Origin of the sequence: Kosakonia sp. WA-90 (genome assembly GCF_039871955.1) — a bacterium.
Classification (GTDB): domain Bacteria; phylum Pseudomonadota; class Gammaproteobacteria; order Enterobacterales; family Enterobacteriaceae; genus Kosakonia; species Kosakonia oryzendophytica.
This window is the reverse complement of the sequence record NZ_JBDPLJ010000005.1, coordinates 82,093-108,031: the sequence shown is the minus strand read 5'-3', so window position 1 is coordinate 108,031 and position 25,939 is coordinate 82,093. Positions and strand designations below refer to the sequence as shown.

The following is a 25,939-nucleotide window of genomic DNA, read 5'->3' as shown; positions in this document are numbered from 1 at the left end:
GCTGGTTTATCATCAATAGAGTTAATACCTGTGGGTATCTCACCCTTTCCCATTTATTGAGGTTGATGTGCAGTTAACAAGCTTTACCGATTACGGTTTACGCGCCCTGATTTACATGGCGTCGCTGCCGGAAGGACAAATGACCAACATTACTGAAGTAACGGAAACGTATGGTGTGTCCCGTAATCATATGGTTAAGATAATCAATCAACTCAGTCGTGAAGGCTATGTCGCGGCCGTCCGTGGGAAAAACGGTGGGATTCGCCTGGGCAAACCGGCGCAGGATATTCGTATTGGTGATGTTGTGCGCTCCCTCGAACCCCTTTCGCTGGTCAATTGCAGCAGTGAATTCTGCCATATCACCAGCGCCTGTCGCCTCAAAATGGCGCTTTCCAAAGCCGTGAAAAGTTTTCTCAAGGAGCTGGATAACTACACGCTTGCCGATTTGGTTGAAGAGAATCAACCGCTTTACAAATTATTGCTGGTGGAATGACGAAAATTACCGCCAGAGCTGACAACGGAGGAACCGCAATGTCACAAGATCCTTTCCTCGAACGCGAATCTGAAAAATACACCAACCCCATTCCCAGCCGCGAATTCATCCTCGATCACTTAGCAAAACGTGAAAAACCCGCCAGCCGGGACGAACTGGCCGTTGAGTTGAACATCGAAGGCGAAGAACAAAACGAAGCGCTACGCCGCCGTCTGCGTGCCATGGAGCGCGACGGACAATTGGTCTTTACCCGCCGCCAGTGCTATGCCTTACCGGAACGCCTGGATCTGTTGAAAGGCGTGGTCATTGGCCACCGCGACGGCTACGGCTTCTTGCGCGTAGAAGGGCGTAAAGACGATCTCTACCTCTCCAGCGAACAGATGAAAACCTGCATCCATGGCGATCAGGTGCTGGCACAACCGCTTGGCGCGGATCGCAAAGGTCGCCGTGAAGCGCGCATTGTACGTATCCTGGTGCCGAAAACCAGCCAGATTGTTGGCCGCTACTTTACCGACGCAGGCGTGGGTTTTGTGGTGCCGGACGACAGCCGGTTGAGCTTTGATATCTTAATCCCCCCGGAAGAGATCATGGGTGCTCGCATGGGCTTCGTAGTGGTGGTGGAGCTGACGCAGCGACCGACCCGTCGCACCAAAGCGCTGGGGAAAATCGTCGAAGTGCTTGGCGATAATATGGGAACCGGCATGGCAGTGGATATGGCGCTGCGCACCCATGAAATTCCCTACCTGTGGCCGACAGAAGTTGAAAAAGAGATTGCCGGGCTGAAAGAGCAGGTGCCGGAAGAAGCAAAAGTGGGCCGCGTGGATTTACGCGATCTGCCGCTCGTTACCATCGACGGCGAAGATGCTCGCGACTTTGATGACGCCGTGTTCTGCGAGAAAAAACGCGGCGGTGGCTGGCGCTTATGGGTAGCAATTGCCGATGTGAGTTACTACGTGCGTCACGGCACTGCGCTGGACAACGAAGCACGCAACCGCGGCACGTCGGTCTACTTCCCGTCGCAAGTGGTGCCGATGCTGCCGGAAGTGCTCTCTAACGGTCTGTGCTCTCTGAACCCGCAGGTGGATCGGTTGTGTATGGTCTGCGAAATGACCATCTCAGCAAAAGGCCGTTTAACCGGCTTTAAATTCTACGAAGCGGTGATGAGTTCGCACGCGCGGCTGACCTATACCAAAGTGTGGCATATCCTGCAGGGCGATCAGGATCTGCGCGAGCAATATGCGCCGCTGGTGAAGCACATTGAAGAGCTGCATAACCTGTATAAAGTCCTCGACCAGGCGCGTGCAGAACGTGGTGGCATCTCGTTTGAAAGCGAAGAAGCGAAGTTTATCTTCAATGCTGAGCGTCGCATCGAACGCATTGAACAGACCCAGCGCAACGATGCGCACAAACTGATTGAAGAGTGCATGATCCTCGCCAATATCTCCGCCGCGCGCTTTGTGGAGAAAGCCAGCGAGCCTGCGCTGTTCCGTATTCACGATAAACCCTCTAACGACGCGATCACGGCGTTCCGCAGTGTGCTCGCTGAGCTCGGTCTGGAACTGCCTGGCGGCAACAAACCCGAGCCGCGCGACTATGCGGAGCTGCTGGAGTCGATTGCCGATCGCCCGGATCATGAGATGCTGCAAACCATGCTGCTGCGCTCTATGAAACAGGCGATCTACGATCCGGAAAACCGCGGCCACTTTGGCCTGGCGCTGCAATCCTACGCACACTTTACTTCGCCGATTCGCCGTTACCCGGATCTGTCGTTGCACCGCGCCATTAAATATCTGCTGGCGAAAGAGCAGGGGCTGAAAGGCAACAGCACCGAAACCGGCGGCTGGCATTACAGCATGGAAGAAGTGCTGCAACTGGGCCAGCACTGTTCGATGACCGAACGTCGCGCTGATGAAGCCACGCGTGAAGTGTCGGACTGGCTGAAATGCGACTTTATGCAGGATCAGGTAGGCAACATCTTCCCGGGTGTGATCGCCAGCGTGACCGGCTTTGGTTTCTTTGTGCGCCTGGATGATCTCTTTATTGATGGTCTGGTGCATGTCTCTTCGCTGGATAATGACTACTATCGCTTTGACCAGATTGGTCAGCGTTTGATTGGCGAATCCGGCGGGCAGACTTACCGTTTGGGCGACCGCGTGCAGGTGAAAGTCGAAGCGGTCAATATGGACGAGCGTAAGATCGACTTCTCGCTGATCTCCAGCGAACGCGGTCCGCGCAATGTCGGTAAAACCGAGCGTGAACGCAGCAAGAAAGGCCCGGCAGGAAAAAAAGTCGCCGGGAAAAAACCGCCGCGCCGCCAGATGGGCAAAAAGGTGAACTTTGAGCCGGACAGCGCCTTCCGCGGCGAACCGGGGAAAGGCAAACCGAAAAAAGCCAAAAAACCGTCGGCGAAGACGCAAAAAATCGCCGCCGCCACCAAAGCAAAACGTGCGGCGAAAAAGAAAGTCGCGCAGTAATATTCCCGAACCCCTTCCTGTGAAGGGGTTTTTTTATGGTTAGTTATTTTCTGCAAATCGATATTTAGTATTTATCGTTAGTCTGCGCAGCCAGATGTATATAGTGAATACCCATCTCTTATTCACCGAATAAAAAACCGAAGCCTTTTCGCTTCGGCATATCTCTGTTTTGCAAGGAGCGATTATGCATCTGGCCCGTTTTCCCCGCCTGACATTAGGTCATTTTCCGACGCCGTTGGAACCGCTGAATAATCTAAGCGCATTACTGGGTGGCCCCCAATTATGGATCAAACGCGACGACGCCACGGGTCTTGCGACCGGCGGCAATAAAACCCGCAAACTGGAGTTCTTACTGGCGGATGCGCTGGCCTTAAACGCCGACGTCATTATTACCCAGGGAGCGACACAATCGAACCATGTGCGTCAGACCATTGCCGCTGCGGCGAAACTCGGGTTACCGACCAAAGTGCTGCTGGAAAAGCGGGTAACGGATTTTGGCGAAGCGTATCAGCGTTCCGGCAACATCCTGCTGGATGAGTTATTGGGTGGCGAGATCGTTGCTCATCTGCCGGGCGGTACGGATATGCAGCAGGCCATGGAAGAGCTGGCGCAACAGCTGCGCGAGCAAGGGCACAACCCGTATGTCATTCCCGGTGGCGGTTCAAATCCAATCGGTGCGCTGGGCTATGTTGCCTGTGCGGAAGAGCTGCTGTTCCAGTCATCCCAGCTACGTTTGCGCATTGACAGCGTGGTGCATGCTACTGGCAGCACCGGTACACAAGCCGGGCTGGTGGCTGGGTTTAGCGCCACCAATAGCCAGGTGCCGGTACTGGGCATCAGCGTTCGCGCGCCGAAAGCGAAGCAGGAAGAGAATGTCTGGACGCTGGCATCACGTACTCGCGAACTGCTTGGCGTGAAGGGGGAGCTGCCGCGCGAAGCGGTGGTGGCTAACAGCGATTACGTGGGCGATGGCTACGGTCTGCCAACAGAAAGCATGCTGGAAGCGCTGACGCTGTTTGCCCGTCACGAAGGTATTTTGCTTGATCCGGTCTACTCCGGAAAAGGCGCCGCCGGGCTTATTGATTTGATCCGTAAAGGCCACTTTAGTCGTGACGAAAACGTGGTGTTTATTCACACAGGCGGTTCGGCCGGATTATTTGGTTATCGTCAGGTGCTGGAGGCGCACGTCCGCCATGGCTAAGCCTTTTTTGCTTGGCGTGCTGGGCGGCATGGGGCCGCTTGCCACCCTGGATTTCCAGCATAAATTGCTGGATGCCACTCCCGCTGACAGCGATCAGCAGCAACTGCCATCGGTGGTCTGGAATGTGCCGCAGGTCGCCGACAGGCAAAAAGCCCTCGCCGGGCTGGGGCCATCGCCGTTGCCGCAATTACTGCTCGGTATCGAAAAGCTTAATCAGGCTGGTGTCAGCCATATTGTGATCCCCTGTAATACGGCGCATCACTGGTTTGATGAACTCAGTTACGCCAGCGCGGCACCGTTGCTGCATATTGTTGATGCCACCCTTGAAGGGCTGGTGGCGCTGCCGCAAAAACCACAGCGGGTAGGGCTGGTTGCCACACAAGGGACGCTGGATGCGGGTTGGTACCAGCGTGCGCTGGCGCAGAAGGGCATGGAGGTGTTGCTGCCTACCGCTGACGAGTTGCAGCAGTGGTTTGTGCCGGGGTGTTATGCGGTGAAGCGCGGTGCGTTGCGTGAAGGCGGCGAGTTGCTGAGTTTACAGGCGCAGGCACTTCTGGCTCGCGGTGCTGAGCAATTGCTACTGGCCTGTACCGAGGTGCCACTTGCGCTGCGTGCGGTAGCCGCGCCGTTTCTTTCTCTGACCCACGATCCGGCGCAGTTACTGGCGCAGCGCTGTGCGGAAATATGGCTTGAATATCGTCATTCTTATTTCCCGCATACCCAAAGCAATAATTGGAATAAATAAAAGAGCCGCCAGTGGATATAGTGATCCAGCGCTAATAATGTCGTTTTTTAAAGGTTAAATAAAATGAAAAAAGGTCTCTGCTTATTATTGGCAGCGGGTAGCTTATGGGCCAACACCAGCTTCGGCGCCACGCCGACGGAAGTCCGTGTCGCGTATAGCGGCGGTTCACAAGTATTAATGCTGGCAAAAGCCGACGGCTCGCTGGATAAAGCCTTACACAGCCCGGTGAAATGGGTGCAATTTGCCTCTGGTGCCGATGCGTTAAATTATTTCGCCAGTAACGCTATCGATATTGCCAATTTCGGCTCCAGCCCGGCGACTGCGGGTATTGTGCGAAAACTGCCGGTGGAAATTATCGGTGTATCGGGGGTGATTGCCAGTTATGAACGTTTAATTGGCAAAGATGGCATCAACACTATCCGTGATATCGAAGGTAAGCGAGTGGCTTACCCGCCAAACTCTACTGCGCAATATGCGCTGGAAGCGGCGATAAGCGTTAACAAACTCGACCGCAGTAAAATAACGCTGTTGCCGCTGCGCCCGGCAGAGATGGTTGCGGCATGGAAACGCGGTGATATTGATGCCGGTTACGTTTGGGCACCGTTTGCCCAGGAACTGGAAGCTTCCGGTGGGCATCAGGTGTTCGCCACCAAAGATCTGCAAAAAGCGGGTTACCTGATTTACAACAACTATGTGGTGCGTAAAGCCTTCGCGGAGCAGTACCCGGACGCGGTGACGGCGTTCCTGCGTGTACATCAGCAGAAAGTGGATGAGTTCAAGAAAGATCCCGAACGTGCCGCTGCGATTGTCGCGAAAGAGGTGGGGGCACCAGTGACCACAGCCGCTAACACCCTCGGCGGGCTGGAATACCCGTCGCTGAGCGAACAAGGGACGGCAGCGTGGCTGGGTAACGGCACGCACACCTCCGACAGCGGTATTGGTAAAGCGTTGAGCAAGACCTCCGATTTCCTTGCCGGGATCGGTGAACTGCGTAAGCGCGATATCCCGGCCAACTGGGATGCGGCGATCGACTCCCGCTACATTCGCGATGCGGCGGCTACCGCGCAATGAAATTGAGTCAGCATATCGCTATCAGCGTGCTGTCGGTGGCGGTTTTCTTCATGCTCTGGCAAGTGGCGGCGACCCGGCAGTGGGTCGATCCACTGCTATTACCGTCATTGACCGACATTGGCCTCACGGCGGAAGAGCTGCTGGCGGACGGTTACCGTCAGGTGCCGCTGTGGCAGCATATTGTCGTAAGTCTGGCGCGTGCGCTGAGCGCTTTTGCCGTCGCCATTGCAATTGGTATTCCGTTAGGGCTGTTGATGGGGTTATCCGACGGTTTGTCCGCTGTGCTTAACCCCTTTGTGCAGTTTCTGCGGCCATTGCCGAAAATCGCCCTGATCCCGCTGGCGGTGGTATGGCTGGGGATTGGAGAAGCCTCGAAATTTTTCCTCATCTTTATCGCCACCTTCTTAAGCGTCGTGGTCGGCGCCAGCGCGGCGGTAGAGCGCATCGGCCGGGCGCGTATCCGCGTAGCGCAAACCCTTGGTGCCTCCAGGTGGCAAATTTTCCTGCGTGTGGTACTGCCGGATGCGCTGCCGGAACTGTTTACCACCGTACGTCTGTCGATTGGCATCGGCTGGACCTCGCTGATTGCGGCCGAAATGGTGGCGGCCAGTTCTGGCCTGGGGTGGATGGTGATCAACGCCAGCTCTTATCTGCGCACCGACATTGTGATGCTCGGCATTTTGCTGCTGGGCGGCATTGGCTATTTACTGGATTTATTACTGCTGGGGCTGCAACGGTGGTTAGCGCCCTGGGCGGGGAAAGAGTGATGACGGCACATATCGCACTGGAAAATGTCTCCCTGACGTTTGCCGCTAAACCACAGCCGTTTACGGTGCTGGAAAATATTTCGCTGGCGTTGTCGCCAGGGGAATTTGTCGTGCTGCTTGGGCCATCCGGCTGTGGAAAATCCACCATCCTTAACCTGGTGGCGGGGTTTACAAAGCCAGACAGCGGGCAGGTGCTGGCGGGCGGTCAGACGGTGCAACAACCCGGCCCCTCACGGGGGATGATTTTCCAGCAGCCGAACCTGTTTCCGTGGTTATCCGTGCTGGATAACGTCACGTTTGGCCCGCGGTTAGGAAAACATCACAAAGCGGAGGTGAACGCCCGGGCGCTGGAGTGGCTGGCGCGCGTTGGACTTAAAGGGTTTGAGCACCATGCGCCGTGGCAGCTCTCTGGCGGTATGAAACAGCGGGTGGCACTGGCGCGCGCCTGGTTGCCCGGCCCGGATGTGCTGCTGCTGGATGAGCCTTTTGGTGCGCTGGACGCACAGACGCGGCTGATGATGCAGGAGCTGCTGCGCGAAGCATGGCTGGAAACCCGTACCACGCTGCTGTTTGTGACCCATGATGTGGAAGAAGCGCTGTTTCTCGCCGACCGCATTCTGGTTATGTCGGCGCGGCCGGGCAAGATCGTTGAGGAAATTACGTTGCCGTTTGGCCGTGACCGGGACATTGAAACCCTTGTCGGACATCCGCAATACGGCGCTATCAAGCAGCATGTCCTGCACCGGGTCAGGCTGGAGGCGAAACGGCACCTGAGTTAGCGCGGGCGGGTGGTTCGTTCTGGGGCGTGTGTCGGGTATAATGGCGCCAGGTGATGACAATCACAGCCCAATAACGCGGCGCAAACCGCCCCAAATGAGTACCATCAATGAGTGAAATGATTTACGGCATCCACGCGGTGCAGGCCCTGTTGGAGCGCGCTCCGGAGCGTTTTCAGGACGTTTTTATTCTGAAAGGCCGCGAAGACAAACGTCTGCTGCCGCTGATCCACGCACTGGAAGCGCAAGGCGTGGTGATCCAGGTGGCGAGTCGCCAGTATCTGGATGAAAAAAGCGAAGGTGCGGTTCATCAGGGGATCATTGCACGCGTGAAACCGGGGCGTCAGTATCAGGAAAACGATCTGCCGGATCTGATCGCCAGTCTCGATCAGCCGTTCCTGTTGATCCTGGATGGCGTCACCGATCCGCATAACCTTGGCGCATGTCTGCGTAGCGCAGATGCGGCGGGCGTGCATGCGGTGATTGTGCCGAAAGACAAATCCGCTCAACTGAATGCCACCGCGAAAAAAGTCGCCTGTGGCGCGGCGGAAAGCGTACCGCTGATCCGCGTAACCAACCTTGCCCGCACGATGCGTCTGCTGCAGGAAGAGAATATCTGGATCGTTGGTACCGCCGGTGAAGCAGACCATACTCTGTTCCAGAGCAAAATGACTGGCCGTCTGGCGCTGGTGATGGGCGCTGAAGGCGAAGGTATGCGCCGCCTGACCCGCGAGCACTGCGATGAGCTGATCAGCATCCCGATGGCGGGAAGCGTTTCGTCGCTGAACGTCTCGGTCGCCACAGGCATCTGTCTGTTTGAAGCCGTGCGCCAACGCGGTTTGTAAGCGGCGAAGTACAGAGAAACCACCCTTATTCGGGTGGTTTTTTTTACCGTTAACGCTGGTACTATTCGCGGGCAGGTATTTCACCCTTATTGCGATGAAATGATCAGGATATAAAAGATGGCATGGACTGTAGAAACACTGAGCGCAGCATTATTACAATCAGCAACGCTGGACGTAAATATTCAACGCGAAGCGGACGCTTTAATTCTGACGCTGGATGATTACGGCGACTTACAACTCAACGTGCTGCTGACCTCCCGGCAAATCATTATCGAAACCTATATTTGCCCGCTGAACGAAATTAAGCATCAGGACGCGTTTAATGCCTTCCTGCTGCGCAACCAAAAACTGTTACCGTTATCTTCTGTTGGCATCTCGCCTGTCGGCGGCGAAGAGTACTATGTCGCGTTCGGCGCACTGTCACTCAACTCGTCGATCGACGATATTCTGCTGGAAATCACCACACTTGCTGAAAATGCGCTGGATCTCGCTGAATTAACAGATAATTTTACCCAATAACTGAGCTGGGAGTGATGGTATGGGAATTTTAAAAAGCCTCTTTACGCTGGGTAAATCGTTTATTGCTCAGGCGGAAGAGTCGATTGAAGAAACGCAGGGTGTACGCATGCTGGAACAGCATATTCGCGATGCGCGCACGGAACTGGATAAGGCAGGAAAATCCCGCGTTGACCTGCTGGCGCGCGTGAAACTGAGCAACGACAAGCTGGACGATCTGCGCGAGCGTAAAGCCAGTCTTGAGGCGCGTGCGCTGGAAGCGATGGCGAAAAATGTCGATGCGGCGCTGCTCAACGAGGTTGCAACGGAAATCGCCCGTCTGGAAAACGCCATTACTGCGGAAGAGCAGGTGCTGAGCAACCTTGAAACGTCACGCGATGCGGTTGAAAAAGCGGTCACGGCGACGGCGCAACGCATTGAGCAGTTTGAGCAGCAATTGGAAGTGATTAAAGCGACTGAAGCAATGCAGCGTGCGCAGCAGGCGGTGACGACGTCCACTGTTGGAGCATCTAACAATGTGGCGACGGCGGCAGAATCGCTAAAACGTCTGCAGACGCGTCAGGCTGAACGTCAGGCGCGACTGGATGCGGCCACCCAACTTGAAAAAGTGGCTGACGGGCGCGATCTGGATGAAAAACTCGCGCAGGCAGGCATTGGCGGCAGCGATAAAACCTCCGCGCAGGATGTACTGGCCCGACTGCAACAGCAACAAAAACAGTGATGCTCTCTTTTTTTAAAAACCTGCTGGGGCGGCCTGATGCGGCGGCCCCGGAAAGAGGTCCGCTTGGATTGCATCTGCACGCCGGGTTTACCATTGATACGCTGCTGTTTCGTTTGTGCGAAGAGGAATTGTTGGTCACGCTGCCCGGCGAAGAGTACACCATTGGCGCTTGCGGCAGCTTTGACCTGGGCGCAGGGTGCATGATCCACCGTTACTACACCACCGGCGATGAGTTCCTGCAAATCAGCACCTCTGGCGGTCTGGAAACCAGCAATATCGATGATATCAAGCTGTTCGTGTATGAAGAGAGCGCCGGTGTTTCCGGTGAGAAAACCTGGCGGGAGATGCTGAGCGCAAAAACCATGGGCAAGCCGTCGTTACGTTGGCGCGATTGCCTGTGGCAGCGCGTGTTTAATGCGGAAGAGCGCGCCGATATCGAGCCGATTTATACGCTGGAAACCGTCAACAACCCGGCTGGAGCATGCTGGGAAGTGCATAACTTTATGATGGCCTATCAGCGAGAAGTCACCGACGGTGTGTTTGAGTATCTCTTGCTGAACGGCGAAGAGACGTTTAATGAACAAAATCAGCCCGAGTGGATCTATTCGCGCGCGCTGGGTGTCGATATTCCCCTGACATCATTAAAGATCATAGGATAATTATGGGAACGGAAATTCATATTCTGGGTTCACTGCTGGCGTTTGGTTCGTATTTCTTTATTGGCATTGCCATGGTGCTCTTTTTTCTTTTTGTTTATACGCATATTACACCCCATGACGAATGGCGATTAATTAAAGAGAACAATATCGCCGCGTCGTTAGCATTCAGTGGTTCACTGTTGGGGTATATTATTCCTCTTTCCAGTGCAGCTATTAACTCTGTCAGCATTCCGGATTATTTAATTTGGGGCTTTATTGCACTGGTGGTGCAATTAATGGTCTACGGCGGTGTACGTCTGTATATGCCGAATCTGAGTGATAAAATTATTAACGGTAACACTGCCGCCGGGGTGTTTATGGGGGCGGCAGCGCTGGCGGGCGGAATTTTTAATGCCGCCTGCATGACATGGTAATGGACAAATCATGGCCAGAAAGAGAAAGACCCGGCAAAAAAATTATATTCTGTCGCCAGCGCAAAGCCGCAGCCAGCGCTCGCTTTTGTCACCGCCGAAAGAGCGTAAAAGCGGGCAGTATCTGACACTGGCAATTATGGGCGGAGCCGCTTTCTTTGCGTTAAAAGGCTGCAGCGATCATAAAGATGATAACGATGGTGACGGCGTTTATTACACCTCCCAGCAGGATTGCGTCGACGACGGTAATACTGCGCAGGTGTGTAATGATGCGTGGAATAATGCGCGCATGAGCTTTGAGCAAGAAATCCCGACGAATATGTCGCAGCCCGCGTGCGTGCAGCAATATGATCATTGCTACTACGACAATATCGGTCAGCGCTGGATGCCAGTACTCAGCGGTTTTTTACTCAGTAAAGCCATCAGAAAAGACCGCGATGAGCAGTATAGCTACAGCAGCGGCGGCTCTATGTACTCTTCCCGCCCGGTGTGGCGTAACAGCGATGGCGACTATAGCTGGCGCTCCGGCGGCAGCACCAGTAATACCAGTGCGAGCAGCCACTATGGATACACCACCAAAAAGGCGACCACTTTTTCCCGTGGTGGTTTCGGGCGCTCCTCCAGCGCACGCGGAAGCTGGGGAGGATAACGATGCTACGACATGATGTTGCTGTTCGCCCCGGGCTTGAACGGATTGCTCGCGATCATGGTTTCGACTTCCATATTATTGATAACGAAATCTACTGGGACGAAAGTCGGGCGTACCGTTTTACGTTGCGGCAAATTGAGGAACAGATCGAAAAACCCACGGCAGAGTTGCATCAAATGTGCCTTGAAGTGGTGGATCGCGCCGTAGCCGATGAAGCTGTCCTGACACAGTTGGCCATCCCACCGCTCTACTGGGACGCCATTGCCGATAGCTGGCGCAGCCGCGATCCTTCGCTCTACGGACGTATGGATTTTGTCTGGTGCGGCAAGGAGCCGGTGAAGTTGCTGGAATATAATGCCGACACGCCAACATCGCTGTACGAATCCGCTTATTTCCAGTGGCTCTGGATGGAAGATTCCCGGCGCAGCGGCGTTATCCCTCGCGATGCCGATCAGTACAATGCTATCCAGGATAAGCTGATCGCCCGTTTTGCTGAGATACAGGGGCACCATCCGCTCTATTTTTGTTGCTGTAAAGATACTGAGGAAGATCGTGGAACGGTGCTTTATCTGGAGGATTGCGCGCGTCAGGCGGGTCTGGATACACGCTTTATCTACATCGACGATCTCGGGCTGGGTCTTGGCGGCGTGTTGACGGATCTGGATGACAATGTCATTCGTCAGGCCTTCAAGCTCTATCCGCTGGAATGGATGATGCGCGACGAGAACGGCCCCTTGCTATGTAAGCGCCGTGAGCAGTGGCTGGAGCCGCTATGGAAGAGCATTCTCAGCAATAAGGGGTTATTACCTCTGCTGTGGCGTTATTTCCCTCACCATCCCAACCTGCTGCCTGCGTGGTTTGATGGCGAAAAGCCGCTGCTGGCACCGGGTGCAAGCTATGTGCGTAAGCCGCTGTTTTCCCGCGAGGGGGGGAATGTCACCATCCTCGACGGTGCGCATAACGTCATTGATCACGAAGATGGCGATTATGGTAACGAGCCGATGATTTTCCAGGCTTTTCAGCCGCTACCGCGTTTTGGTGACAGCTACACGTTGATTGGTAGTTGGGTGGTGGATGATGAAGCCGTTGGTATGGGCATCCGCGAAGACTGCTCGTTGATCACCAAAGATACCTCCCGTTTTATTCCGCATTATATCGCCGGGTAACTCCGCTTAGCTGCAGGCCCGGTGGCATCAGTGCAGCCGGGCGCATTGTGCTGGCACTCTTGCTGAATTATGTGAGTTGTTTCACGAATGTAGGGTGCAAAATCGTTGCCTTGTGACTCTACTCCCATGCAGTGTTTGCTCGGGCTGTCCATACTTATAGCGACTGCCACTGACGGAGGGACACAGCATGCAATGGCAAACGCATACGGTTTTTAATCAACCGACTCCCTTACATAACAGCAACTTATTCCTTTCTGACCGCGCACTGTATGATGCCGTGCTACGCGAAGGCGCAGCATGGGATGCTGAACTGCTTGCCAGCATCGGCCAGCAGTTGGGCACGGCGGAGTCGCTCGAACTTGGACGACTGGCTAACGCCAATCCGCCGGAATTACTCCGCTACGACGCCACCGGCGCGCGACTCGACGATGTACGCTTTCACCCTGCCTGGCATTTGCTGATGCAGGGCATGTGCGCCAATCGTGTGCACAATCTGGCATGGGAAGAGGATGCACGCAGCGGATCGTTTGTCGCCCGTGCCGCGCGTTTTGTGCTGCATGCGCAGGTGGAATCCGGCACCCTTTGCCCCATCACCATGACGTTCGCTGCCATCCCCTTGCTGGCGCAGTCGCTACCAAAATCTTTTCACGGCTGGCTAAAACCGCTGCTCAGCGATCGTTACGATCCTCATCTGCTGCCTGGTGACCAGAAACGCGGATTGCTGATTGGCATGGGGATGACCGAGAAGCAGGGGGGGTCAGATGTACTGAGTAACACCACCCGGGCAGAAAAGAGCGGTGAAACGTACCGGCTGACCGGGCATAAATGGTTTTTCTCGGTTCCGCAAAGCGATGCGCACCTTGTACTGGCACAGGCAAAAGGCGGGCTCTCCTGCTTCTTTGTTCCCCGTTTTTTACCCGATGGTCAGCGCAACAACGTACGGCTGGAACGTCTGAAAGACAAACTCGGTAACCGTTCCAACGCCAGCAGCGAGGCTGAGTTTTACGATGCCAGCGGTTGGTTGCTGGGGGAAGAGGGCGAAGGGGTGCGGCAGATCCTGAAAATGGGCGGTCTGACGCGCCTTGACTGCGCGCTCGGTAGCCATGGTCTGATGCGTCGCGCGTTTTCGGTGGCGCTGTATCATGCCCATCAGCGGCAGGCATTCGGCAAAAACCTTGTCGATCAACCGATGATGCGGGAAGTACTCAGTCGTATGGCGCTACAACTGGAAGGGCAAACCGCCATGCTGTTTCGCCTGGCACGCGCCTGGGACAACCGCGCGGATGAGCGGGAAGCATTGTGGGCACGGCTGTTTACGCCGGTGGCGAAATTCGCTGTCTGCAAAGCGGGCATTCCTTTTGTGGCTGAAGCGATGGAAGTGCTGGGCGGTATCGGTTACTGCGAAGAGAATGAATTACCTCGTCTTTATCGCGAGATGCCGGTCAACAGCATCTGGGAGGGTTCCGGAAACGTCATGTGTCTGGACGTGCTGCGCGTGTTGGGTAAGCAACCGGGTGCGGTGGCGCTGCTGGTGGATGAGTTTGGCGCGGTGAAAGGCCAGGATCGTCACTTTGATCGTGCGTGGCGGCAACTGCAACAACGGTTGCGTAAACCGGATGAGGCTCAAGGACGCGAAGTGGCGCAACAGCTGTGGTTACTGGGCGTCGGAGCGCAGATGCTGCAACACGCATCGCCGCCGATGGCGCAGGCGTGGTGTCGGCTGATGCTGGATACCCGCGGCGTGTCGCCAGTTGACGGGCAGGTACAAAACGACCTGCTGCTTCGCGCCACGGGTGGGGCCTGTTAGTCCATTTTCAAGCGGAACAGGCTCACCAGTTCCGTCAGATGCGCACCTTTTTCCCGCAACGTCCGGGCGGTTTCCTCACTTTGGGAAACCCGCCCGGCGTTGATGTGCGTGGCATCGCCGATATGTGTCATGGCCAGGTTCACCTGGTTGATACCTGCGGATTGTTCATGTGAGGCCTGGTTAATCTCATGCACAAGCTGATTGATATTGCCCATATGGCTGATGATCGACTGCATTGCCACACGTGTTGCCTCCGACTGCGCATGCCCTTCGCCCACTTTTTTCAGCGTATCGCCAATCAGCGCTTCAATCTCTTTTACCGCGTTGGCGCTGCGCGCGGCCAGCGCTCGCACTTCCTGCGCCACCACGGCGAACCCTTTGCCGTGTTCCCCTGCGCGGGCGGCTTCTACGGCGGCGTTCAGCGCCAGGATATTGGTCTGGAAGGCAATGGATTCAATCACATGGGTAATGTCGGCGATGCGCTGTGACGCGCCGCGAATGTCTTCCATGGTCGCGACTGAGTTATCCACGGTTTCACCGCCTTTTTTCACCGCGTCAGTGGTTTCATTCACCAGATGCTGCGTTTGCTCCATATTGGCTGCATTCTGTTGCACCGTCGCAGTCAGTTGCTCAAGGCTGGCGGAGGTCTCCTCCACGCTGCTGGCCTGCTTGTTGATCTGCTCACTAATCTCACCGCTGTCTGCAGCCAATGCGGAGGTGCCCAGATTGATCTCTGCTGCGGACTCACGGACTTGTAACACGATTTTATGCAGACCGTCGCCGATGCCGTTGATCGCCGCGATCAACTGACCGACTTCATCATGACGATCGACATTCAGCGTGGCGCGCAGATCGCCGTCGGCATAACGTTGAGCCAGATCGATCACACCGCGCAACGGGTGGGTCAGCCAGCGACGAATGATCACCACAAAGAGTGCGGCAAAGAGCAGCGAAATCACGACGCCCGCCAGCAGGAATTGATTACGCATGCGGGTCACATCGCTCAGCAAGATCTCTTTATCGACTTCGCCGACCACCGTCCAGTTCCAACCGGGCAGGGCTGTGTAAGACATCATTAATGTACGGCCCGTGGCATCCTGGCGTGCCAGTGTGCCGCTGCTGTTTTTCAGCAGGGTTTGCAAATCCTTGTCGTCCCACTGCGGGCGTTTGCCTTCGTCGGTGTCGTGGAACAGATAATTACCGTAGTTCTTGCCTTCGTTACGGTCGATCACAAAGAAATGACCGCTGTCGCCCAGCTTACGGCCGAGAATCTTATTACGCATCACGTCCCAGGAGCGGGTAATATCCACGCCGACAAACAGGATCGCAATGGTGTTGCCGCTGGCATCTTTGACCGGTTGATACTGGGTGATATAGCGCTTACCGAATAACAGCGCCAGGCCACGATAAAGCTCACCTTTCATCAGCGACGCGAATGCCGGGCTGGCGGGATCCAGTTTGGTGCCAATCGCGCGATCGCCATTCTCTTTGCGCAGCGAGGTCGCGACACGTACAAAGTCATTACCGCTGCGTACAAACAGCGTGGCAATGGCGCCCGTACGGTTCAGGAAGTCATCAGGGATCGCGTTATTGTTGTGCAGTTCGGTGTCGCCGGCCTTAAGCAGTGGCACATCAATGCCATTGATTTCGCGGCGCTGTTGCGTATCGATACTCAGTGGCTGCGGCAGAAAACTGCTAAACAAGCGCGTGTAGCTTTCCACCTCTTCACTAAGACTGCTGTTGAACATTTCCACCATATCCACCACGCCGGTGGACTGGTTATGCAGGTCTTCCATAGCCAGCGTTTCCAGTTGTTGGCTGGCTTTATTGCTCATCAGAAAAGTGAATAAAAGGAAAAGCGTTGCAACGCTTGCGCCAGTCAGCAGCGACAATTTTGCACCAAGGCCGGTGCGATGAAAGAAGGCGCTCATAATTTGTCCGTTGATCTGTGGGTGAGGCTCCTTCAACGGCACAAAGCGGATAACATTTAGCACATCAATGTAACAAGATGTAACATTGCGATTTCTTTACAATAACATAATCTTAGGGAAGGCAGGGGAATAAAAAAAGCCACCTGATTTAGGTGGCTTTTTGGGGGGTCAGGCATACAGAATGGCCTGCACCCGCCAGTTGTCAACCTGTTGATCTTCCTGCATTCGGACGATGCGATACCAGGAGGCTCCTTGCTCATCCGCTTTTAAGGCGATAACACGCTCCACGTCTTGTAGGCTCCCTGAGACATTGTTGACGGAGATCAGGCCGATTTCATTCAGCCCCGTCACGCAGTCTGCGCTGGCGAACTCTGCGGGCTGCGCTGTTGTATTAAGCATCCCTGTAGAAAGCAACAGTGAGTTTAAGGCAAGAGATCGTTTCATAGTCAGCTCCATTTTACGTTACCCCGAGACATTGCAGGGCATTCCATCGCACAACGGATTCCATCTCATCCTATTGTGCACAGGAGAACATCAATGGACGCAAAGCAGTGTAAATATCCTGAAAATCAATGCCTCGCTACTGTCGGTACAACAGGGCGCGTCCGTACCAGCGGCCGGGAATGATGGTGTCATCCAGCATCTGAATAACGTAATAATTCGCGTCTGCGGCGGCGGCCTTGGCCTTGATTTCACGTTCCACATCCATAGGAGATCCCAATACGGCAGCGCTCACCGAGCCGATTTCCCGCAGGCCCTGCGTCTGGTTGCGACGAATTTCCTGCGGATGGTCGCTGACCGGCGGCGCGGGTTGCGGGTTGCCGTTCAGTACTGAACAGGCGCTTAACAACAGAACAAGCAGTACCGGTAGCAAGACACGCACTGTTTTCTCCCTTCTCCTGATAGCCATAGTGTAGTTCCTGATGAATTTCCCTTAGAGGGGAATGTTCCCGAACTGTTAGCTCGAGCACTAATTTCGAATGAAAGTATCCAGAAAGCGTAACCTATCTCTCAACGTCGCTAAATCCATAGATGAATTCAGACTTGCACCGCGTATTCGCGGGTGGCATACCTGCACTATAGATCAAGGAGAGTGCGATGATTGAGCTTCAGACTGAACAATTTGCCGACGTGGAAGCGCTCCATGCTTTTCCGGCGGGAAAACAGGCGCAGCCGCTTCCCTGTGTGGTTTTTTATCACGGTTTCACCTCATCAAAACTGGTCTACAGCTATTTTGCTGTGGCGCTGGCGCAGGCTGGTTTTCGCGTCATCATGCCTGATGCGCCGGACCACGGCGCACGGTTTAGCGGCGATGTGCAACATCGGCTTGGCCAGTTCTGGCAAATCCTCCGCGGCAATATTGAAGAGTTTGCTGCACTGCGGGATGCGCTGGAACACCGGAAACTGATTGAGGGGCAGCGGTTAGCGGTTGGTGGGGCATCCATGGGCGGTATGACGGCGCTGGGTATTATGACGCATCACCCGGAGGTGCGCTGTGTCGCGAGCCTGATGGGCTCTGGCTACTTTACAACGCTTGCGCGCACGCTATTTCCACCACTGGCGGTGACAGACTCCGCGCAGCAGCATGAGTTCGACGCGATTATCGCACCGCTTGCCCGGTGGGATGTCAGCACCCAGCTTGCACGCGTTGCGGATCGTCCGTTGCTGTTGTGGCATGGCGAACAGGATGACGTGGTTCCGGCGGCCGAATCTTTCCGTTTACAGCAAGCTTTACAAGATAACGGGCTCGACAATCATCTGACATATTTGTGGGAGAGTGGAGTAACGCATCGCATTACCCCGCAGGCGCTGGAGGCAACCGTCCGTTTTTTCCTTCGCCACCTCTAAACGCGCAGAATTTTAATGCGTACTACGGGCAGCGGTAAGCGCGTCTTTTCTCAGGCGTGGCGGGGTTTTCTCCCCCGCCGATATTACTGCGCTTGTGGAGGGCGTGGGGCGATTCGCATACTTATCAGGGCGAGGATGCAGATAAGCGCACCCGCCCAGAACGTTGACGCCGCGCCGTGTGTTTCCCAGAGAATACCTGCGCCAAGACTTGCCAGCAGCAGGGCGATGCCGCTGAGCAGGTTGAACATGCCAAAGGCTGTGCCGCGCAGTTCCGCCGGTGCGGTCTGCGCGACCATGGTTGCCAGCAGGCCCTGCGTCATCCCCATATGTACACCCCATAAGGCGATGCCGAGCAGCAGCATGCTCCAGTGTTGGCTGAGAGCCAGTGCAATGTCTGCGAGGATCAGCACCACTAACCCAACCTGCAATAAATGGCTGTGGCTGATGCGATCTGAGAGTTTGCCGAACGGATAGGCCGTCAGCGCGTAGACGAGGTTCATGACGACCATCACCAGCGGAATGGTTGCCAGCGGGATCGCCATCTGCTGGGCGCGCAGTACCAGAAATGCTTCGCTAAAACGGGCGAGAGTAAAAATAAAACCGAGCACTACCACCCACCAGTAGGCTTTGCTCAGGCGTTTAAGATTATCGCGCCGAATAGGATTAGTGCGTTTGTTGTCTATCGGCGCTTTCGGTTCGTGCAGGCCAAAAAACAGCAATGCGACGGCCATCACGCCGGGGATCACCGCAATCCAGAATACGGTCTGAAAGTCGTCATGCCACAGCAACATAAAGGCGACCGCCAGCAGGGGGCCCAGAAACGCGCCAACGGTATCCAGCGACTGGCGTAAACCAAAGGCGGCACCGCGGATCTCCGCAGGCGTTACGTCGGCGACCAGTGCATCACGCGGCGCGCCACGGATCCCTTTGCCAAGGCGGTCTATCATTCGCGCGCCAAACGCCATGCCGGATGAAGAGGCCAGCGCGAACAGCGGTTTGCTCAGCGCGCCCATGCCGTAGCCCAGTAGCGCCAACCCCTTGCGTTTACCAATATAGTCGCTAAGCACGCCGGAAAAGACTTTCACCATCAGCGCGGTGGCTTCCGCCAGTCCTTCAATAAGGCCGATAATCACTACGCTTGCGCCGAGTGTAGTCGCCATAAACAGCGGCAGTAAGCTGTGGATCATTTCTGATGAGATATCCATCAGCATACTGACACAGCCCAGCACCCAGACACCTTTCGGTATCTGGCGTAATGTTGCAAAACGCCTGAACATGTTTTTCCCCGCCATGCTTTCACAATGCAGTCAGAGGATTATTAAACCTGCCAGCAGCTGATTTGATAAGACAGAAAGGGAAATAATTGTTGTCAACAGCGGCCCCAGGGTTGGGGCCGCAATATCCAGAAAGGAAAATGGTTATCTGCGTGTTTAGCGGTAGATATACGCACTGGCATGCAGGTTGCCGTTGCTACCCGGTTCGTGGGTCAGCATCGGTCGGTAATATTTGGCGTTTTGCGCGTCCGTTTCGTCATTGAGAGCCTGGTCTGCTTCACTTTCGGTGGCGAAGTTATGATTAATATAGATAACGCCTAAGCTGTGCACATCGTCCATGTTGCGGGCCTGGTGATTGTCGAGTTTGATTGCTGCTGTTGCGTTCAGGCTTAGTAGCAAAGTTGTAAGTAAAATAGCGATGTATTTCATGATATTACGCTCCAGTACGACGTGAGTTATTCGTTTTTGAACTTCTCTCCTCCTGTGTGGTGAGGCCTGATTAAAGTTTACGCGTTCGCCTGAAAACGTATCGCGACCATTTCTGATGCTGTCGTTCAAAAAATTGCCATATCAGGCTTGCTTTAATTTTAAGCGGCGCTGGCCAGTTCTCTTTGCGCTTAGTGCGAATTATTTGCTCAATGAACTTGAGTTTGGTGAGGGAGGTAAGTATTATGACGCGTCAATTTTTCAGCCGACCTTTAACACGTTCCTTGCCTCCCCGGGATTCGGCTGACCCAGACAGGAGGCTGAATAATCCGTAAGGAGCAATTCGATGCGTCATTACGAAATCGTTTTTATGGTCCATCCTGACCAGAGCGAACAGGTTCCGGGCATGATCGAGCGTTACACTGGTGCTATCACTGGTGCGCAAGGCACGATCCACCGTCTGGAAGACTGGGGCCGCCGTCAGCTGGCTTACCCGATCAACAAACTGCACAAAGCACACTACGTTCTGATGAACGTTGAAGCACCGCAGGAAGTTATCGATGAGCTGGAAACAAACTTCCGCTTCAACGATGCCGTTATCCGTAGCATGGTAATGCGTACTAAACACGCTGTTACCGAAGCATCTCCGATGGTTAAAGCGAAAGACGAGCGTCGTGAACGTCGCGATGATTTCGCAAACGAAACCGCAGATGATGCAGATGCTGGGGATTCTGAAGAGTAATCTTTGATGGTTAACCGTCTGGAGTTGTCCGGCACCGTGTGCAGGACGCCGCTTCGTAAGGTCAGCCCATCAGGAATTCCTCATTGCCAGTTCGTGCTTGAGCATCGTTCTGTGCAGGAGGAAGCCGGTTTTCACCGGCAGGCGTGGTGCCAAATGCCTGTAATAATCAGCGGGCAAGAGAACCAGGCCATTACTCACAGTATAACGGTCGGTAGCGCAGTAACCGTTCAGGGGTTCATCAGTTGCCACAAGGCAAAGAACGGCTTGAGCAAAATGGTTCTGCATGCCGAGCAGATTGAATTGATAGATTCTGGAGACTAGCCAAATGGCACGTTATTTCCGTCGTCGCAAGTTCTGCCGTTTCACCGCGGAAGGCGTTCAAGAGATCGACTATAAAGATATCGCTACGCTGAAAAACTACATCACCGAAAGCGGTAAGATTGTCCCGAGCCGTATCACCGGTACCCGTGCAAAATACCAGCGCCAGCTGGCTCGCGCTATCAAACGCGCTCGCTACCTGTCCCTGCTGCCGTACACTGATCGTCATCAGTAATCGGTCACGGTCCATTAATACGACTTTGAGAGGATAAGGTAATGCAAGTTATTCTGCTTGATAAAGTAGCAAACCTGGGTAGCCTGGGTGATCAGGTTAACGTTAAAGCGGGCTACGCTCGTAACTTCCTGGTACCGCAGGGTAAAGCTGTTCCGGCTACCAAGAAAAACGTTGAGTATTTCGAAGCACGTCGTGCTGAACTGGAAGCCAAACTGGCTGACGTTCTGGCGGCTGCTAACGCTCGTGCTGAAAGCATCAATGCACTGGGCAGCGTTACTATCGCGTCTAAATCTGGCGACGAAGGTAAACTGTTCGGTTCCATCGGTACTCGCGATATCGCTGACGCTGTAACTGCAGCTGGCGTTAAAGTGGCTAAGAGCGAAGTTCGTCTGCCGAACGGCGTTCTGCGTACTGTTGGCGAGCACGAAGTGGACTTCCAGGTTCACAGCGAAGTATTCGCTAAACTGACTGTAAACGTTGTTGCTGAGTAATTTTTTACTCTAAACAATGTTGAAACGCCGGCCTTGTGCCGGCGTTTTGCTTTTCTGCGCAACCAGGACAGGCCATTTCACCGTGTAGGGTAGCTATTTCAGACGCATTCTCTGATAATAAATTGAAACGCAATTTTATTTCTGAGATTTGTCATGGACACTGCTTTACCCACGCCCCTCTTTGCCCGCCGGAATGTGGCTTATGCCTGCGCTACGCTCTGTTGCCTGCTCTGGGGCAGTTCTTACCCGGCCATAAAAAGCGGCTACGAACTTTTTCACATTGCCACCGATGATATCCCGTCAAAAGTCGTGTTCGCCGGGTATCGATTTTTATTTGCTGGCGCGCTATTGCTGCTGTTTGCGCTGGCGCAGCGTAAACCGATAGGCAGGCTGACGAGTGCCCAGTTTGGGCAACTGACGATACTGGGGTTGACCCAGACGACCCTGCAGTACACCTTTTTCTATATTGGTCTTGCCTTCACCACCGGCGTAAACGGTTCGATCATGAATGCGACTGGCACGTTCTTTAGCGTCCTGCTGGCCCACTTTATCTATCAGAACGACAAACTCAGTTTTAACAAAGCGCTGGGCTGTATTTTGGGCTTTGTGGGGGTCATGTTGGTTAACTTCCACAGTGGATTACGTGACTTTAACTTTGTCTGGCACGGCGATGGATTCATTATCCTGGCGGCGTTCATCCTTTCTGCTGCCACACTGTACGGCAAACGTATTTCTCAGACGGTCGAGCCGACGGTAATGACCGGCTGGCAACTGGCTATTGGCGGTATCGCGCTGTTGGCGGGCGGGTATTTGTCGGGCGGCGGGTTGGGCGTGCCTGGCGTGGCGGCGGTGGCGATCCTCGGCTACCTGACTTTACTGTCGGCGATTGCATTTGCGTTATGGAGCATGTTGCTGAAAGTGAACCGCGTAAGCATGATTGCACCGTTTAACTTTGTGATACCGGTTGCTGGCACCGTGTTATCCGCCATTTTTCTCGGTGAGAATATCCTGGAACTCAAATACGCGATTGCACTGGTGCTGGTCTGTTCAGGGATCTGGTGGGTCAATAAACGCGCCGGGTAAAAACGCTACCCGGCGGTGAAGTTAGCGGGCGCGAATAAAACTGCCGTCCGACTGGCGGGTGAACAGCACCGACTGGCCGCCGGTCTCAATGGTCAGCCCGGTCACGACGCCGTTGGCGTTCTGGCGAATTTTCACCATCTGCCCGCTTTGCAATGTGCTGAGCGGTTTACCGTCACCCTCTACTTTTGCCATCGCATACACATCTGTTGGCGGCAAGTTATGGTCACGAAACAGTTGCGCCAGCGTTTTCCCTTCTTCAACGCGATACGCGCGCCACTGCTGCTCAATACCGCCAGACGACGCGACCGAACGGTTCGGGGTAGCGGCGGGTTGCTGTTGTTGAATGGGCTGTTGCTGTTGCGGCTCGCTAAAGGGAGCTGTTTGCTGTGGCTCACTGACCACTGGCGGCGGTGTTTGCTCTGGTGCGGTTTGTTGCGTCGTTGTTGATGAAGGCAACTCAACCTGCGCTTCGCGGGGAGCGGATGAGGTGACAGTGGTCGTCGTATCCGTTGCCGGGAGCAGGAAACCTATCACCACCAGTAAAGCGGCGAGGATCAGGCCTCGACGGTGCATTGGCGGGAGCGGGTCCATCAGGCGAAAATGGTCCGGGGCGTGCCAGATTTTCGCCAGGGAAGGTTTCAGTTCAAAGCGCCCGGGCATGGCTTTCCTCCTGCTCCGCGTCATGTAATGTCCTGTCTCGTTGAGTATATACACGTTATGCTTTTAGCGTTGTTTCTCCGGCGGATAACTGCCTGATTGATGGTGTAAAGCGGCTTCTAGCGACCACAAATCAGGATTTATCCTGGTTTCCGTTATTCTTTCCCTTTCTCCGCGATTTGTCATCTTTCCTGAGACAAAGTTGTACCCGGCACAGCGCGACTGTTATGCTGCGCGCTACCTTAAAAAGCGATGGAAGGAAAACCCATGACAACCCCAACTTTTGACACGATCGAAGCGCAAGCCAGCTATGGCATTGGTTTACAGGTAGGACAGCAGCTGAGCGAATCCGGGTTAGAGGGGCTGTTACCGGAAGCGCTGGTCGCGGGGATCGCGGACGCGCTGGCAGGCAAACAACCTGCCGTACCGGTTGATGTTGTACATCGCGCGCTGCGCGAAATTCACGAGCGTGCCGATGCGGTTCGTCGTTCACGTTTTGAAGAAATGGCGGCGGAAGGCGTGAAATATCTGGATGAAAACCGTGAGCGTGAAGGCGTGAACAGCACCGAATCTGGCCTGCAGTTCCGCGTGATCAACCAGGGCGAAGGTGCTATTCCGGCGCGTACTGACCGCGTTCGCGTGCACTACACCGGTAAACTCATCGATGGTACGGTATTCGACAGCTCCGTGGCGCGCGGCGAACCGGCTGAGTTTCCGGTCAACGGCGTGATTGCCGGTTGGATCGAAGCTCTGACGCTGATGCCGGTGGGTTCCAAATGGGAACTGACTATTCCGCACAACCTCGCGTATGGCGAGCGTGGCGCTGGCGCATCCATTCCGCCATTCAGTACGCTCATTTTCGACGTGGAACTGCTGGAAATTCTGTAATTTCCCGCATGAATACCTCTCTCCGTCAGGAGAGAGGGTGTCTGACTGCGCTGATCGTTCGTTAATAAAACTATTATCAATACATTATCTTGCAAACTGCGCAATCGGGTGTATTTTTGTGAACTATTTCGCATTAAGTAAGTGATATGACACTCACTTTAAACAAATATTTAACATTAGATTTAATTCAGAGTATTCATCCCGCCGATTCTTACCTAATATCGTTGCGTCCTGGAAAGGGCGGAACGCGCAGATAAAAAAGGCCAGCAGAGCCCCAACACAACACAGACAGGAACTAAACATGGTAGATCAGGTTAAAGTCGTGGCCGACGAACAGGCTCCGGCTGAACAGTCGCTACGGCGCAATCTTACTAACCGACATATCCAGCTCATCGCTATCGGCGGTGCTATCGGCACCGGGCTGTTTATGGGCTCCGGAAAAACCATCAGCCTCGCCGGTCCATCGATCATTTTTGTCTATATGATCATCGGCTTTATGCTGTTTTTCGTCATGCGTGCAATGGGCGAGTTGCTGCTGTCGAACCTCGAATACAAATCGTTTAGCGACTTCGCCGCCGACCTGCTGGGGCCGTGGGCGGGGTACTTCACCGGTTGGACGTACTGGTTTTGTTGGGTGGTAACCGGTATGGCGGACGTGGTGGCCATCACGGCATATGCGCAGTTCTGGTTCCCCGGTCTGTCAGACTGGGTGGCGGCGCTGGCGGTGGTGTTTGTACTGCTGAGCCTGAACCTCGCGACAGTGAAAATGTTTGGCGAGATGGAGTTCTGGTTCGCGATGATCAAAATCGTCGCCATTGTGGCGCTGATCATCGTGGGTGTGGTGATGGTGCTGATGCATTTCAAATCACCGGCCGGCGTAGAAGCCTCTTTTGCGCATCTGTGGAATGACGGTGGCTGGTTCCCGAAAGGCATCAGCGGTTTCTTTGCCGGGTTCCAGATTGCCGTGTTCGCCTTTGTGGGGATTGAGTTGGTGGGCACAACAGCAGCGGAAACCAAAGATCCTGAGAAGTCTCTGCCGCGCGCCATTAACTCAATTCCGGTTCGCATCATTATGTTTTACGTGTTTGCGCTGATTGTGATCATGTCCGTTACGCCGTGGAGTTCCGTGGTACCGGATAAGAGTCCGTTTGTGGAGTTGTTTGTACTGGTGGGGATCCCGGCGGCGGCAAGCATCATTAACTTTGTGGTGCTGACCTCTGCGGCCTCTTCCGCCAACAGCGGCGTCTTTTCCACCAGCCGCATGCTGTTTGGCCTTGCGCAGGATGGCGTTGCGCCTAAATCGTTCGGCAAACTCTCTAAGCGTGCCGTTCCGGCGAAGGGGCTTACCTTCTCTTGCCTGTGCCTGCTCGGCGGCGTGGCGATACTGTATGTGAACCCGAGCGCGATTGCGGCGTTCACCATGATCACGACCGTGTCAGCGATCCTGTTTATGTTTGTCTGGACGATTATTCTTTGCTCGTATCTGGTCTACCGTAAGAAACGTCCGCACCTGCATGAGCAATCCATCTACAAAATGCCGCTGGGCAAGTTGATGTGCTGGGTGTGCATGGCCTTCTTTGTCTTTGTGCTGGTGTTGCTGACGCTGGAAACGGACACCCGACAGGCACTGCTGGTGACGCCTCTGTGGTTTGTGGTGCTGGGCGCAGGCTGGCTGTATGCCGGTAAAAAGCGTCTGGCTGACCGTCAGCCATAAAAAAGAGCCGCAAAGCGGCTCTAAACTTCCAT

General features: G+C 54.6%; 29 protein-coding genes. 23 read left to right on the top strand and 6 right to left on the bottom strand.

Translation table 11 applies throughout. The features are described 5' to 3' along the window. Positions 1–67 precede the first annotated feature (67 nt). The 15 genes from nsrR (at position 68) to ABGA49_RS10810 (ending at position 14,300) form a co-directional block, all read left to right on the top strand. A complete protein-coding gene (nsrR, locus tag ABGA49_RS10880; RefSeq protein WP_061498452.1) occupies positions 68–493 on the top strand; it encodes a nitric oxide-sensing transcriptional repressor NsrR in 426 nt (141 codons plus the stop codon). A gap of 38 nt (positions 494–531) precedes the next feature. After that, positions 532–2,967, top strand: a complete 2,436-nt coding sequence (gene rnr / locus ABGA49_RS10875; protein WP_061498449.1) for a ribonuclease R — start codon at positions 532–534, stop codon at positions 2,965–2,967. 184 nt (positions 2,968–3,151) lie between these two features. Beyond that, positions 3,152–4,168, top strand: coding sequence for a D-cysteine desulfhydrase (locus tag ABGA49_RS10870; protein WP_134318969.1), 1,017 nt, complete (start codon positions 3,152–3,154; stop codon positions 4,166–4,168). Beyond that, positions 4,161–4,913 (top strand): amino acid racemase, encoded by a 753-nt coding sequence (locus ABGA49_RS10865; protein WP_134318968.1) that lies wholly within the window; start codon positions 4,161–4,163, stop codon positions 4,911–4,913. The genes ABGA49_RS10870 and ABGA49_RS10865 overlap by 8 nt, the downstream gene beginning before the upstream one ends. Positions 4,914–4,976: 63 nt before the next feature. Next, complete coding sequence (locus tag ABGA49_RS10860; protein ID WP_088237268.1) at positions 4,977–5,984, top strand: glycine betaine ABC transporter substrate-binding protein; 1,008 nt, start codon at positions 4,977–4,979, stop codon at positions 5,982–5,984. After that, positions 5,981–6,751, top strand: a complete 771-nt coding sequence (locus ABGA49_RS10855) for an ABC transporter permease (RefSeq protein WP_347665546.1) — start codon at positions 5,981–5,983, stop codon at positions 6,749–6,751. Before ABGA49_RS10860 ends, ABGA49_RS10855 begins: the two co-directional genes overlap by 4 nt. Then, a complete protein-coding gene (locus ABGA49_RS10850; protein WP_347665545.1) occupies positions 6,751–7,530 on the top strand; it encodes an ABC transporter ATP-binding protein in 780 nt (259 codons plus the stop codon). The genes ABGA49_RS10855 and ABGA49_RS10850 overlap by 1 nt, the downstream gene beginning before the upstream one ends. A gap of 107 nt (positions 7,531–7,637) precedes the next feature. Continuing rightward, positions 7,638–8,372 (top strand): 23S rRNA (guanosine(2251)-2'-O)-methyltransferase RlmB, encoded by a 735-nt coding sequence (gene rlmB / locus ABGA49_RS10845; protein ID WP_061498431.1) that lies wholly within the window; start codon positions 7,638–7,640, stop codon positions 8,370–8,372. A 117-nt stretch (positions 8,373–8,489) separates the two neighbouring features. Then, positions 8,490–8,891 carry a DUF2170 family protein gene (locus ABGA49_RS10840; protein WP_347665544.1) on the top strand — a complete coding sequence of 134 codons (402 nt, stop codon included), beginning with the start codon at positions 8,490–8,492 and terminating at the stop codon, positions 8,889–8,891. Positions 8,892–8,910: 19 nt separating this feature from the next. Beyond that, positions 8,911–9,609 (top strand): PspA/IM30 family protein, encoded by a 699-nt coding sequence (locus ABGA49_RS10835; RefSeq protein ID WP_061498425.1) that lies wholly within the window; start codon positions 8,911–8,913, stop codon positions 9,607–9,609. Beyond that, positions 9,609–10,268: a DUF2491 family protein gene (locus ABGA49_RS10830; protein ID WP_347665587.1), complete on the top strand. Its 660-nt coding sequence runs from the start codon at positions 9,609–9,611 to the stop codon at positions 10,266–10,268. The genes ABGA49_RS10835 and ABGA49_RS10830 overlap by 1 nt, the downstream gene beginning before the upstream one ends. Positions 10,269–10,282: 14 nt before the next feature. Then, positions 10,283–10,681 carry a DUF350 domain-containing protein gene (locus tag ABGA49_RS10825; RefSeq protein ID WP_061500214.1) on the top strand — a complete coding sequence of 133 codons (399 nt, stop codon included), beginning with the start codon at positions 10,283–10,285 and terminating at the stop codon, positions 10,679–10,681. A gap of 10 nt (positions 10,682–10,691) precedes the next feature. Continuing rightward, positions 10,692–11,327, top strand: a complete 636-nt coding sequence (locus ABGA49_RS10820; protein ID WP_061498423.1) for a DUF1190 domain-containing protein — start codon at positions 10,692–10,694, stop codon at positions 11,325–11,327. A 2-nt stretch (positions 11,328–11,329) separates the two neighbouring features. Continuing rightward, positions 11,330–12,493, top strand: a complete 1,164-nt coding sequence (locus ABGA49_RS10815; RefSeq protein WP_134318965.1) for a glutathionylspermidine synthase family protein — start codon at positions 11,330–11,332, stop codon at positions 12,491–12,493. 187 nt (positions 12,494–12,680) lie between these two features. Continuing rightward, a complete protein-coding gene (locus tag ABGA49_RS10810; protein WP_347665543.1) occupies positions 12,681–14,300 on the top strand; it encodes an isovaleryl-CoA dehydrogenase in 1,620 nt (539 codons plus the stop codon). Here the strand turns inward: ABGA49_RS10810 and ABGA49_RS10805 are convergent. From ABGA49_RS10805 to bsmA, 3 genes are all read right to left on the bottom strand, one after another. After that, positions 14,297–16,231 carry a Cache 3/Cache 2 fusion domain-containing protein gene (locus ABGA49_RS10805; RefSeq protein WP_347665542.1) on the bottom strand — a complete coding sequence of 645 codons (1,935 nt, stop codon included), beginning with the start codon at positions 16,229–16,231 and terminating at the stop codon, positions 14,297–14,299. The genes ABGA49_RS10810 and ABGA49_RS10805 overlap by 4 nt on opposite strands. A gap of 168 nt (positions 16,232–16,399) precedes the next feature. After that, positions 16,400–16,687, bottom strand: coding sequence for a DUF1471 family protease activator YjfN (yjfN, locus tag ABGA49_RS10800; protein ID WP_061498404.1), 288 nt, complete (start codon positions 16,685–16,687; stop codon positions 16,400–16,402). Between the two features lie 124 nt (positions 16,688–16,811). Next, a complete protein-coding gene (bsmA, locus tag ABGA49_RS10795) occupies positions 16,812–17,141 on the bottom strand; it encodes a biofilm peroxide resistance protein BsmA (protein ID WP_088237273.1) in 330 nt (109 codons plus the stop codon). Between the two features lie 188 nt (positions 17,142–17,329). Between bsmA and yjfP the strand changes: the two genes are divergently transcribed. Continuing rightward, entirely contained in the window at positions 17,330–18,079 is a 750-nt protein-coding gene (gene yjfP, locus ABGA49_RS10790) for an esterase (protein ID WP_061498397.1), read from the top strand. An 83-nt stretch (positions 18,080–18,162) separates the two neighbouring features. On the opposite strand, the gene ABGA49_RS10785 is transcribed toward yjfP, so the two are convergent. Next, positions 18,163–19,356 (bottom strand): MFS transporter, encoded by a 1,194-nt coding sequence (locus ABGA49_RS10785; RefSeq protein WP_061500211.1) that lies wholly within the window; start codon positions 19,354–19,356, stop codon positions 18,163–18,165. Between the two features lie 153 nt (positions 19,357–19,509). Next, entirely contained in the window at positions 19,510–19,782 is a 273-nt protein-coding gene (yjfY, locus tag ABGA49_RS10780; RefSeq protein ID WP_088237274.1) for a DUF1471 family protein YjfY, read from the bottom strand. 343 nt (positions 19,783–20,125) lie between these two features. Here yjfY and rpsF point away from each other — a divergent pair, with 343 nt between their 5' ends. The 5 genes from rpsF to ABGA49_RS10755 all read left to right on the top strand — a co-directional run bounded on the left by rpsF (position 20,126) and on the right by ABGA49_RS10755 (position 22,648). Next, a complete protein-coding gene (gene rpsF, locus ABGA49_RS10775; RefSeq protein WP_043955435.1) occupies positions 20,126–20,521 on the top strand; it encodes a 30S ribosomal protein S6 in 396 nt (131 codons plus the stop codon). 6 nt (positions 20,522–20,527) lie between these two features. Next, complete coding sequence (gene priB / locus ABGA49_RS10770; protein WP_061498391.1) at positions 20,528–20,842, top strand: primosomal replication protein N; 315 nt, start codon at positions 20,528–20,530, stop codon at positions 20,840–20,842. A 4-nt stretch (positions 20,843–20,846) separates the two neighbouring features. Beyond that, complete coding sequence (gene rpsR / locus ABGA49_RS10765; protein WP_000135199.1) at positions 20,847–21,074, top strand: 30S ribosomal protein S18; 228 nt, start codon at positions 20,847–20,849, stop codon at positions 21,072–21,074. Between the two features lie 41 nt (positions 21,075–21,115). After that, positions 21,116–21,565 (top strand): 50S ribosomal protein L9, encoded by a 450-nt coding sequence (gene rplI, locus ABGA49_RS10760; RefSeq protein WP_017459146.1) that lies wholly within the window; start codon positions 21,116–21,118, stop codon positions 21,563–21,565. 153 nt (positions 21,566–21,718) lie between these two features. After that, positions 21,719–22,648, top strand: coding sequence for a DMT family transporter (locus ABGA49_RS10755; RefSeq protein ID WP_347665541.1), 930 nt, complete (start codon positions 21,719–21,721; stop codon positions 22,646–22,648). Positions 22,649–22,669: 21 nt separating this feature from the next. Here the strand turns inward: ABGA49_RS10755 and ABGA49_RS10750 are convergent, their stop codons facing one another. Next, positions 22,670–23,308 carry a LysM-like peptidoglycan-binding domain-containing protein gene (locus tag ABGA49_RS10750; protein WP_347665540.1) on the bottom strand — a complete coding sequence of 213 codons (639 nt, stop codon included), beginning with the start codon at positions 23,306–23,308 and terminating at the stop codon, positions 22,670–22,672. 264 nt (positions 23,309–23,572) lie between these two features. On the opposite strand from ABGA49_RS10750, the gene fklB reads away from it, so the two are divergent. Both fklB and cycA read left to right on the top strand, forming a co-directional pair. Beyond that, entirely contained in the window at positions 23,573–24,193 is a 621-nt protein-coding gene (gene fklB, locus ABGA49_RS10745; RefSeq protein WP_061498382.1) for an FKBP-type peptidyl-prolyl cis-trans isomerase, read from the top strand. 301 nt (positions 24,194–24,494) lie between these two features. Then, positions 24,495–25,907 (top strand): D-serine/D-alanine/glycine transporter, encoded by a 1,413-nt coding sequence (gene cycA, locus ABGA49_RS10740; protein ID WP_088237277.1) that lies wholly within the window; start codon positions 24,495–24,497, stop codon positions 25,905–25,907. The last annotated feature ends 32 nt before the right edge of the window (positions 25,908–25,939 follow it).